Genomic DNA, 10,825 nt, shown 5'->3' with positions numbered 1-10,825 from the left:
ATTCAAAACTAAAAAGTTTAATGCAAGAATCTCAAGATATTTTAAAAAGCTATTTAAAGCAAGTTATTAGTGATTCTCAATGTGATAGTTTGATTCCAGAGATTTTAGAATGCTTTAGTTTTATTAAATTAAAACGAAACGATTTTTTTGTAGAAGAAGGTAAAGTTTGCAACTATTTTTGTTTTATAGAAAGTGGTATTTTACAACATTCTATAACGGTTTTAGGAGAAGAAAAAACAACGTATTTAGCTTTAAAAAACTCATACACTGCAGCATTAAAAAGTTTTACACATAAAATATTATCAAGAAAAAACATTAAAGCAATTAGTGATTGCAATCTTTGGGTGATTAATCTAGATAATTTTAATCATTTGCTTAAAAATAATAGCGCCTTTAGTAAATTTTACTATAATCTTATTGAAAACCAAATCTACCTTATAGATGATTATCGTATTGATTTATTGACGCTTACACCAGATGAACGTTACAAAAAATTATTAGATAATGACACCAAATTACTGCAAGAAGTCCCATTGCATTATTTAGCTTCTTTTTTAGGAATATCTACGCGACATATGAGTCGTATTCGTAAAAACATAAATTAACGCCATTTGGCTGCACGATTGCGTTATTGTTTAATTATTTTTGAAGAGTAATATTAATGATTCCTGTTTTTAAAGGAATAAAAACTCTTTTTTAGATGAAATACCACGCAATAGATCGAGAACTTTTTATAAAAAACCGTAAAGATTTCATGGCTCAAATGAAGCCTAATAGTTTGGCTGTTTTCAATAGTAATGATATTTATCCTATAAGCGCAGATAGCACAATGCCTTTTGAACAGCATCGTGATATTTTGTACTTAAGTGGTGTTGACCAAGAAGAAAGTATATTAGTATTATTTCCTGACTGCCCAAAAGAAAAACATCGTGAAATTTTATTTTTAAAAGAAACCAATGAGCATATCGCAGTTTGGGAAGGTGAAAAACTAACAAAAGAAGCCGCTTTAAAAACAAGCGGAATTAAAACAGTGTATTGGTTGCAAGACATGGAAAAAGTTATGTTTGAAATCATGACACAATGTGATACCGTTTATATAAATACTAACGAGCATTATCGCGCCTCAGTTGAAACTGAAACTAGAGAAGACCGTTTTACAAAATGGTTAAAAGCTAAATATCCAGCACATGCAATAGCTAAGAGTAATCCTATTTTACAAAGGCTTCGTTCTATAAAAGATCAAATAGAATTAGATATCATGCAACATGCTTGTGATATTACAGAAAAAGGCTTTAGACGTATTCTAAATTTTGTAAAACCGGGTGTTTGGGAGTTTGAAATAGAAGCCGAGTTAATGCATGAGTTTTTGCGACACCGCTCAAAAGGATTTGCCTATACGCCAATAATAGCTAGCGGAAACAATGCTAACGTCTTGCATTATATTGAAAATAATCAGCAATGTAAATCTGGAGATTTAATACTGTTTGATATTGCTGCAGAATACGCAAATTATAAAAGTGATTTGTCTCGCACAATTCCTGTTAATGGCCGTTATACAGATAGGCAAAAGGAAGTTTACAATGCTGTTAATCGTGTAAAAAATGAAGCTACAAAGTTATTGGTGCCTGGTACACTTTGGGAGCAATATCATGTTGAGGTTGGTAAACTTATGACCTCAGAGCTTTTAGGTTTAGGCTTATTAGATAAAGCCGATGTGCAAAACGAAAACCCAGATTGGCCAGCATATAAAAAATATTTTATGCATGGTACATCACATCATATTGGATTAGATACCCATGATTATGGATTGCTACACGAACCCATGCAAGCTAATATGGTATTTACAGTTGAACCTGGAATTTATATTCCAAATGAAGGTTTTGGGATTCGATTAGAAGATGATGTAGTGATACAAGAAAAAGACGAGCCTTTTAATTTAATGCGGAATATTCCTATTGAAGCGGAAGAGATTGAAGATTTAATGAATGGTTGATGGTTAGGAATAAAAAAGATAAGTCAATATCTAGTTTGGGTTAGGAAAAGAAAAATAAACAGGGTTTTAGAAAGAATAAATCAATAAAAATGAAGATCAAAGATAATCACATTAATTATGTTGAATTCAAAGCTAAAGACCTTGAAAAGATCAAGACGTTTTATAAAACGTGTTTTGATTGGTTTTTTACAGATTATGGACCAACATATATAGCTTTTTCAGAAAGTGGACTTCAAGGAGGATTTGAAAAAACGGAAAGTGAAATTGTAAATGGAGTATTAGTTGTTTTATATCATAAAAATCTTGACCTGATAAAAAATAAAATTATTAAGTCTAACGGAAAAATTTCAAAAGACATATTTTCTTTTACAGGTGGACGAAGATTTCATTTCATTGACCCAGCTGGAAATGAACTTGCAATCTGGTCTGAATAAATAAGCAAAAAAACGGCAAGCTCATTATTGAGTTTGCCGTTTTTAACTATCAATCAATTAAAAACCTACTTTACTACCAAAGTATATTGTGGCGTTTTATTAAAAGGACAGAAATATTTATACATCCCTTTTTTAAGCGTTACAGCTTTTGAAGATTCGGTTTTTCCATGCTTTACCATTTGAGACACGTAAGCATCTTTAATGTGATTTTCAGGTTTTGAACCATCTTTACCATCTTCAATTAAAACCAACCCAACTTCTGGAGCTGCATTGTTATTTGTAACACTAAATACATACGTCCCTTCAGAAAGCGTTAATGCCTTTTGCGTAAATTCGCCTTTTGTTTGTTCAAACGATACGGTTTTTACAGCATCATTTTTCATCATTTTGTCTTGTGCAGTAGCGGTTAATGTAAAGGCTGCTAAAAATAATCCTACTATTAAATTTTTCATTGTTTTCATTTTTAAATTTTATATTGATTTTCTTTAATTAATTTGCTGACACTGTAAATTTTCCTGCCTCAACACTTGGGAAATCTACTTCGGTTTCAGCAATATGGTTTACATAATTGGTTAAAGTATTGGCCACTACGTTCAAAATAATTTCTAAAATATCACCATCATTATAACCTGCTTCTTTAACTGCTTGAATAGTTTCTGTAGAAACTTGCCCTCTGTTTTTTGTTACGGCTTGTGCAAATTGTAATCCTGCTTGTGTTTTGGCATCTGCAGCAAGACCTTGTCTGTTTTGCTCGGTTTCTTCAATGGTTAATCCATTCATTTTACCAATAGTTGTGTGTGCAGATAAGCAATAATTACACGCATTTTCTTCAGCTATTGCTAACGCTAATTGCTCTCTAAATTTATTGCTAAAGTTTCCGCTTGCGGTTAACTCACCCAAACTTAAATAGGTTTGTAAAGTTGCTGGCGAATTACCAAATACTTTAATTAAGTTGGGAATAAATCCTAATTTATTTTGAACGGCGTTAAACAATTCTTTAGATTTTCCTGTGGTTGTTTCTGGGTTTAATGTTTCAATTCTTGTACTCATAATTTCTACTTTTTATTTAATTACTTTTTTTACTTAAATGCCTTTTAGGGTAATTTTCATCGTATTCTTGATATCCCCAACAATTTGGGCATTGTTTATTTTCTGTTGCTTTCATAATCGCTTCGTTTTAATTACAATGCAAATATGCAACCGATAGTAAGGCTAAAAAATGGACAAAAGTTCCTAATACTTGGACTGTTAATTTTTAGATGTCATTACGAGGAATATAACGACTTGGTAATCTCATTTTCATGAAACAGATTGCCACATCTTGTTAAAAAACAAGATTCGCAATGACTTTAATACTCTTTTTTGAATTGAAGTGGCGATTTTGAAGTCGCTTTTTTGAAGAATCTAGTGAAATACGCCGAATCGTTAAAACCTAAATCGTAAGCTATTTGTTTTACAGAATCGGTTGAATAAATAAGTTGACGTTGTGCTTCTAATACAATTCTGTTTTTAATAAAATCGCTTGGTGTTTGCGATCCTATGTTCTGAAAGTGTTTGGTTAACGATTTTGGAGAAACACCTAAACGGTTAGCATAATTGGTTACAGAATGCAGTGTTTTAAAATTCTGCTCCACTAATAAACTGAAATCTTTAAAGAGTTTGGTTTCGTTATCGTCTTTAATAATATGATATTCTTTTTTTACACGAACCGAATGAATAATGAATTGCTTTAAATACGTTTGAAGCATATCGTATTGCGCAGCAACATCATCTGTTTTAAATTCATCAATTAAGCTTTCTAAAATAGATTGAAGCTTTTGCGTGTCGTTCTCACATGGTTTTACAAAAGGTGTTTCGTAAACATTATTAAAAAGTACGCCATTGCATGCAACTTCTTTATCGTGGGTTTGAATACAGTAAAAATCGCGAACAAAAGTTAACTTATAGGCTTCTTTAATTTTTTCAGATTCAACTGAAAACACTTGTCCTGGAGACAAAAAGAAAAGCACATTATCATCAAAAGCATAACTTTCAAAATCTATATTATAAATGCCTTTCCCTTCTTTTATCCAATAAATACTATAAGCATCAACCTGTTCTGGTTTATGAAACACACAAGCTTTTTCAAATTGAATAACGCTTAGCGAAAATATATCTTTATAGGAATAGGTTGAAATATCTTGAACAGCCATATTTTGTTTTATGCTGAAGCTTTAGTCGTAAAATTTTTCAGATTTAACACAATCCAAATAATAAATGCCGGTAATACCCAACCTAAACTGTCTTTTGCAAAAGGAATAACTTCTATAATACCTTGTAATTTTTCAATAGGCATAAAGAATCCTAAAAAATCTGGAATACTAAAAACAAAGGTTGTTAGTATAACCGCTTTAAAAACTAATGATGAAGCAAATCGTTTAGGTAAAACATTAAGCAGAATTAAAACAATAGTAATGGGATAAATAAACATAAGTGCAGGTAATGCCACATCAATAATATAATGCACATCAAACCGCCCAACAAGAACTCCAATAATACAAACCACTACAGCTGTAATAATATACGCTTTTTGAGAGCCATTGAGGTAAACCTTAATAACATCAGCAACAGAAACAGTTATAGCAACTGCTGTGCTAAAACAAGCTAAACCAACTAATACACTTAAAAAAGTTGCTCCAATATTTCCTAACGTTTTTGTTGATAATCCTAATAAAAGCTCTGTTCTAGAGATGTCATTTGCAAATTCCGAATTGTAAAATGCGCCAACTGCAATTAAACCAGCGTAGATTAAAAATAAACCTAACATGGCAATTAAACCAGATTTGGCAATAATTTTCTTTTTCTCTGAAATTGAAAAACGCCCATATTGGTTTAGTGAAATAACAACAATGCCTCCCATTAAAATCCCCGCAATAGCATCGTAAGTTTGATAACCTTCTAAAAAACCGTCAATAAAAGGTGCACTAAACTGTGTTGGATTCATATTATAATCAGGTCCCAAAACACCAACAACAATTATAGCAAGCAAAATTAAAACTATTAAAGGTGTTAAAAATTTACCCAATACATCTAAAGCTTTGCTTCTTTTAATAGCAAAAACCAATACCAATAAAAAGAAAATTGTACTGGTCCATAACGAGCTAGTATCAAAAAATGGTTGAATAGACATTTCATGAGTAACTGCAGCTGTTCTTGGACAAGGCAAAGAGATCGCTATTAATAGCACACAAAAGCTATAGATTAAACTAAATGTAGGCGAGACCTTGTTTCCAAAATCGAGAATAGTACCTTGTAATTTAGCATGACCAAATAATCCCAGTAACGGAATTATTGTTGCTGTAGTCATAAAACCAAGCGCAACTAACCACCAATCACTTCCAGATTTAAAACCTAATAATGGAGGTAGCACTAAATTTCCAGCACCAAAAAATCCAGCAAATAAAGTAAATCCAAATACCCAAGTAAGTTTAGTTTTATTCATTGTATGATTTTATCTTTGTCGAATATAGTATAAATATGATTTTAGTACACAAAGGCATAGATGTTTTTTACACCGATGAAGGTTTTGGAGAGGTAATTGTTTTAATACATGGTTTTTTAGAAAATTCATCGATGTGGAACGATTTAATTCCTCATATTTCTAAAACCCATCGTGCTATTTCTATTGATCTTTTAGGTCATGGAAAAAGTGGTTGTTTAGGATATATTCACTCTATGGAACTTATGGCTGAAGCTGTTGAAGCTGTTTTAAATCATTTAAATATTGAATCTTCAACTTTTATAGGTCATTCTTTAGGTGGTTATGTGTCTCTAGCTTATGCTGAAAAATATACAGATAAGGTTAAAGGCTTATGCCTAATGAATTCTACAGCTCAAGAAGATTCGCCAGAACGTAAACTAAATAGAGATCGTGCTATAAATGCAGTTAAGCAAAATTATAGAACTTTTGTAAGCATGGCTGTGGCTAATTTATTTGCTTTAGACAATCGTGAAAAATTATCTAAAGAGATAAATTATGTAAAAGAAGAAGCTTTAAAAACACCTTTGCAAGGCATTATTGCTACACTTGAAGGTATGAAAATAAGAAAAGATAGAACTACCTTTTTTAAGGACGCATCTTTTAAAAAGTTGCAAATAATAGGCAAAAAAGATTCTGTTTTAAATTACGAATCGCTTATTTATGAAACTAAAAATACCGATATTGAAGTCGTGGAGTTTTCTGGCGGACATATGAGTCATGTCGAAAACAAAGAAGAATTTACTTACAAAATAATTCGTTTTATCGAAAAATAATTACTTTTTAGCGTTTTCTTTGCTTTTTTTTCTATGTTAGTCATCCCAAACTTTATTGACATGAAAAAATCTACTAGCAACCAATCGCCACTTAAAATTTATTGTGACATATTTGGGCACAAATATGAAGTCTCAAAAAAAGTAACATCTCACGTTAAAGAGTACACATGTAAATGCTGTAAAAAACAATTAACGACTAATAGTAATGGTAATTTAACAGAGTTAACACCAAAGTTTAAAGAGATAAATACTGCTTTAGAGCAAATCTACACACGCAGAATGATGCGTTTAAAGCAAAAAACACTCAGTTCATCGATATATTAAACGTAATTATTCCTCTTAACATTTGATTTTTATATATTTAGACATCCTTCTAATTAAATTAATAGTCAAGTGAAAAGTGTTTTCTGCTCATTATTTGGACATCAATACCAAGTTTCAAAAAAAGTAACATTACATGTTAAAGAGTATTCTTGTAAAAATTGTAGTTCGCAATTAACAACTGATGGTCGAGGTCGGCTAACACAGTTAACTCCAAAATATAAAGAAATAAATTCGGTGCTTGAGCATATTCACTACAAGCGTACAATAAAAAAACAAAGAAATCTTATTCTTGATCGCTAAGCGAGTTCCATCCTTTTGCAATTAACGGAATTCGAGATTCTCCTCGTGTTACTAGGTGCATACCACGACTTTCTTCAGTAATAAAACCAATAACAGTTAAATTTGGATTAGCTTTTATCTTAGGAAAATCTTCTTGAGAAATTGTCATTAACAATTCATAATCCTCACCTCCATTTAAAGCTATAGTTGTGCTATCAATTTTAAATTCCTCACAGGTTGAGATAACTTGAGGGTCTAAAGGGATTTTGTTCTCATATAAATCACAACCTACTTTACTTTGTTTGCATATATGAATAATTTCAGACGATAAACCATCACTAATATCAATCATAGATGTAGGTTTTACATCTAAATCTTTTAAAAGTTTAACAATATCTTGTCTTGCTTCAGGTTTTAATTGTCTCTCAATAATGTATGAGTATAAATCTAAATCTGGTTGATTTTGCGGGTTTACTTTAAACACTTCTTTTTCGCGCTCTAGTACTTGTAATCCCATATAAGCAGCACCTAAATCACCAGTTACAACTAATAAATCATTTGGTTTTGCACCATTTCTGTAAACAATATCTTCTTCATTTAATTCTCCAATTGCAGTTACAGAAATTATTAAACCTGTAGTAGAAGATGTAGTGTCACCGCCAACAACATCAATATTGTAAATTTTTGCAGCAGTCTCAATACCAGCATATAAATCTTCTAAGGCTTCTAAAGAAAATCGGTTAGAAACAGCAATAGATACAGTTACTTGAGTTGCGTTAGCATTCATAGCAAAAACATCAGAAAGGTTAACCATAATTGCTTTATAACCCAAGTGTTTTAATGGCATATAGCTTAAATCAAAATGCACATTTTCAATTAATAAATCTGTTGTAACTACTATTTTTTTAGATTTAAAATCTAAAACAGCAGCATCATCACCAATACCTTTAACTGTTGATTTATGTTTAATATCAAAATTTTTGGTTAAATGGTCAATAAGACCAAACTCTCCTAAATTTTCTAACGATGTGCGTTGTTGGTTTTTATCTTCTATCATGCTGCAAATTTAATATTCTTTTATAATAAAAACCTATTAAACCATATGCTAATATAATGTTAGGTTGTATGGAAAAACTAGACTTATATTGTATATTTGCAGTCTATTTAGACAAAATCTATATAACATATGATTAAAGTATCAGAAACAGCCAAAAATAAAGTTGTAGAACTTATGACAGAAGATGGCTATAATGTTTCTACAGACTTTGTTCGCGTTGGCGTTAAAAGTGGTGGTTGTTCGGGTTTGTCATACGATTTAAAGTTTGATAATACTCAACAAGAAGAAGACAAAGTCTTTGAGGATAATGGCGTAAAAATTATTGTAGATAAAAAAAGCTTTTTATACTTAATTGGAACAACATTAGAATATTCTGGAGGCTTAAATGGCGCAGGTTTTGTGTTTAATAACCCAAATGCAAATCGCACTTGCGGTTGTGGTGAGTCATTTTCATTATAAAATAAAGAAGAATTATGTCGAAATATACTGAAGATGATCTTCGAGAAGAATTAAAAACCAAAGAGTACGAATATGGTTTTTATACAGATATTGAGTCTGAAACATTTCCTATAGGTTTAAATGAAGATATTGTTCGCGCAATATCAAAAAAGAAAGAAGAGCCACAGTGGATGACAGATTGGCGATTAGAAGCTTTTAAAGTTTGGAAAGAAATGACTGAGCCAGAATGGGCAAATGTACGTTATAAAAAACCAGATTTTCAAGCAATATCTTACTATTCTGCACCAAACAGCAAGCCAAAATACGATAGTATTGACGAGGTGGATCCAGAGCTTTTAGCTACGTTTGAAAAATTAGGGATTTCTCTAGATGAGCAAAAAAAGTTAGCTGGAGTTGCTATGGATGTGGTTGTAGATTCTGTTTCGGTTGCTACAACATTCAAGAAAACTTTAGGAGAAAAGGGCATTATTTTTATGAGTATTTCTGAAGCTATTAAAGAGCATCCAGAACTTGTAAAAAAATATATTGGAACAGTCGTTCCTCAAAAAGACAACTTTTATGCTGCATTAAATTCGGCTGTGTTTAGTGATGGATCATTCTGTTACATTCCAAAAGGTGTACGTTGCCCAATGGAGTTATCTACATATTTTAGAATTAACCAAGCAGGAACAGGACAGTTTGAAAGAACATTAGTTATTGCAGACGAAGGTAGCTATGTGTCTTATTTAGAAGGTTGTACAGCACCAAGTAGAGATGAAAACCAATTACACGCAGCTGTTGTAGAGTTAATAGCTCTTGATGATGCTGAAATAAAATATTCAACAGTACAAAACTGGTATCCAGGAAATGCAGAAGGAAAAGGAGGAGTTTACAATTTTGTAACTAAACGTGGTTTATGTGAAACCAACGCAAAAATTTCTTGGACGCAAGTAGAAACAGGATCTGCAGTAACATGGAAATATCCTTCTTGTATACTAAAAGGAAATAATTCAGTTGGTGAGTTTTACTCTATTGCTGTAACAAACAATTATCAGCAAGCAGATACTGGAACCAAAATGATACATTTAGGTAAAAACACAAAATCAACAATCATTTCTAAAGGGATATCTGCTGGAAAATCTCAAAACAGTTATCGTGGATTGGTGCAAATTAGTCCAAGAGCAGAAAATGCTCGTAACTTTTCGCAATGTGATAGTTTATTAATGGGTAATGAATGTGGTGCACACACATTTCCTTACATAGAAGCAAAAAATAAAACGGCGCAAATAGAACATGAAGCAACAACCAGTAAAATTGGTGAAGACCAAATTTTCTATTGCAACCAACGTGGTATAGATACAGAAAAAGCAATCGCACTTATTGTAAATGGATTTAGTAAAGAAGTGCTAAACAAGTTACCAATGGAATTTGCAGTAGAAGCACAAAAATTATTAGAAATTAGTTTAGAAGGATCTGTAGGATAAACATGTTCCCATGAAAATGGGAATCTTAATAAATACAAGTTTGAATTAAAGTTTAACTAAAAAGACTTCCATTTCCACGGAAGATAAATATGAAAAAAGTAATCATTTTATTATCAATTATTACAGTTTTTACAGCTTGTAAAAACGATGCAAAAAAAGAAATAGAAAAAGAAGTTATAGCAGAAGATAAAGTTGATATTGGAGAAAAAACTGCAAAGCAAAATGATGGATTAACTACGTTAAGAGGTGATTATATTTACTATGCAGATGCAGCTGTTTTACAAACACCAACAGAGGTTTATGGTGTTGTTATTGATGAAAAATTACATGAGTTAGAAAAACAGGCAAAACCATTAAAAGTTGAAGCTACAGATATGGTTAAAGTTACTGTGAGAGGTGAAATTTCTCCAAAGCCAGAAAGTGAAGAAGGTTGGCCATTTAGAGTAACAATTAAAGAGATTATTAAAGTCGAAAAATTAAATCCTAAAGAAAACGACGTTATAAAATTAGGATCATAAATTAC

Annotated in this window: 13 protein-coding genes; 8 read left to right on the top strand and 5 right to left on the bottom strand. The window is 31.4% G+C overall.

Annotation, left to right across the window (positions count from 1 at the left end):
- Window positions 1-20 precede the first annotated feature (20 nt).
- The 3 genes from BXY80_RS03935 (at window position 21) to BXY80_RS03925 (ending at window position 2,427) form a co-directional block, all read left to right on the top strand.
- A complete protein-coding gene (locus BXY80_RS03935) occupies window positions 21-605 on the top strand; it encodes a Crp/Fnr family transcriptional regulator (protein ID WP_120199899.1) in 585 nt (194 codons plus the stop codon).
- A gap of 95 nt (window positions 606-700) precedes the next feature.
- Window positions 701-1,993, top strand: coding sequence for an aminopeptidase P family protein (locus BXY80_RS03930; RefSeq protein ID WP_120199898.1), 1,293 nt, complete (start codon window positions 701-703; stop codon window positions 1,991-1,993).
- Window positions 1,994-2,082: 89 nt separating this feature from the next.
- Entirely contained in the window at window positions 2,083-2,427 is a 345-nt protein-coding gene (locus BXY80_RS03925) for a VOC family protein (RefSeq protein WP_120199897.1), read from the top strand.
- A gap of 65 nt (window positions 2,428-2,492) precedes the next feature.
- Here BXY80_RS03925 and BXY80_RS03920 read toward each other — a convergent pair whose 3' ends face one another.
- The 4 genes from BXY80_RS03920 to brnQ form a co-directional block, all read right to left on the bottom strand.
- Window positions 2,493-2,888, bottom strand: a complete 396-nt coding sequence (locus tag BXY80_RS03920; RefSeq protein ID WP_120199896.1) for a cupredoxin domain-containing protein — start codon at window positions 2,886-2,888, stop codon at window positions 2,493-2,495.
- A 28-nt stretch (window positions 2,889-2,916) separates the two neighbouring features.
- Window positions 2,917-3,477, bottom strand: coding sequence for a carboxymuconolactone decarboxylase family protein (locus BXY80_RS03915; RefSeq protein ID WP_120199895.1), 561 nt, complete (start codon window positions 3,475-3,477; stop codon window positions 2,917-2,919).
- Between the two features lie 299 nt (window positions 3,478-3,776).
- Window positions 3,777-4,619 (bottom strand): helix-turn-helix domain-containing protein, encoded by an 843-nt coding sequence (locus BXY80_RS03910; RefSeq protein WP_120199894.1) that lies wholly within the window; start codon window positions 4,617-4,619, stop codon window positions 3,777-3,779.
- An 8-nt stretch (window positions 4,620-4,627) separates the two neighbouring features.
- Window positions 4,628-5,908 carry a branched-chain amino acid transport system II carrier protein gene (gene brnQ, locus BXY80_RS03905; RefSeq protein WP_120199893.1) on the bottom strand — a complete coding sequence of 427 codons (1,281 nt, stop codon included), beginning with the start codon at window positions 5,906-5,908 and terminating at the stop codon, window positions 4,628-4,630.
- 35 nt (window positions 5,909-5,943) lie between these two features.
- Here brnQ and BXY80_RS03900 point away from each other — a divergent pair, with 35 nt between their 5' ends.
- On the top strand, window positions 5,944-6,720 hold the full coding sequence (locus tag BXY80_RS03900) for an alpha/beta fold hydrolase (protein ID WP_120199892.1): 777 nt from the start codon (window positions 5,944-5,946) through the stop codon (window positions 6,718-6,720).
- Window positions 6,721-6,780: 60 nt separating this feature from the next.
- Window positions 6,781-7,044: a hypothetical protein gene (locus BXY80_RS03895; RefSeq protein WP_120200347.1), complete on the top strand. Its 264-nt coding sequence runs from the start codon at window positions 6,781-6,783 to the stop codon at window positions 7,042-7,044.
- Between the two features lie 283 nt (window positions 7,045-7,327).
- On the opposite strand, the gene thiL is transcribed toward BXY80_RS03895, so the two are convergent.
- Window positions 7,328-8,380 carry a thiamine-phosphate kinase gene (gene thiL / locus BXY80_RS03885; protein WP_120199890.1) on the bottom strand — a complete coding sequence of 351 codons (1,053 nt, stop codon included), beginning with the start codon at window positions 8,378-8,380 and terminating at the stop codon, window positions 7,328-7,330.
- A gap of 129 nt (window positions 8,381-8,509) precedes the next feature.
- On the opposite strand from thiL, the gene BXY80_RS03880 reads away from it, so the two are divergent.
- The 3 genes from BXY80_RS03880 (at window position 8,510) to BXY80_RS03870 (ending at window position 10,820) form a co-directional block, all read left to right on the top strand.
- On the top strand, window positions 8,510-8,839 hold the full coding sequence (locus BXY80_RS03880; RefSeq protein WP_120199889.1) for a HesB/IscA family protein: 330 nt from the start codon (window positions 8,510-8,512) through the stop codon (window positions 8,837-8,839).
- 14 nt (window positions 8,840-8,853) lie between these two features.
- Window positions 8,854-10,302, top strand: a complete 1,449-nt coding sequence (gene sufB / locus BXY80_RS03875; protein ID WP_120199888.1) for a Fe-S cluster assembly protein SufB — start codon at window positions 8,854-8,856, stop codon at window positions 10,300-10,302.
- A gap of 89 nt (window positions 10,303-10,391) precedes the next feature.
- Complete coding sequence (locus BXY80_RS03870) at window positions 10,392-10,820, top strand: hypothetical protein (RefSeq protein ID WP_120199887.1); 429 nt, start codon at window positions 10,392-10,394, stop codon at window positions 10,818-10,820.
- Window positions 10,821-10,825 lie beyond the last annotated feature (5 nt).

The sequence above is a fragment of the Ichthyenterobacterium magnum genome, assembly GCF_003610635.1.
Taxonomy (GTDB): domain Bacteria; phylum Bacteroidota; class Bacteroidia; order Flavobacteriales; family Flavobacteriaceae; genus Ichthyenterobacterium; species Ichthyenterobacterium magnum.
The sequence above is the reverse complement of the archived record's forward strand: the minus strand, read 5'-3'. Positions and strand labels throughout refer to the sequence as shown.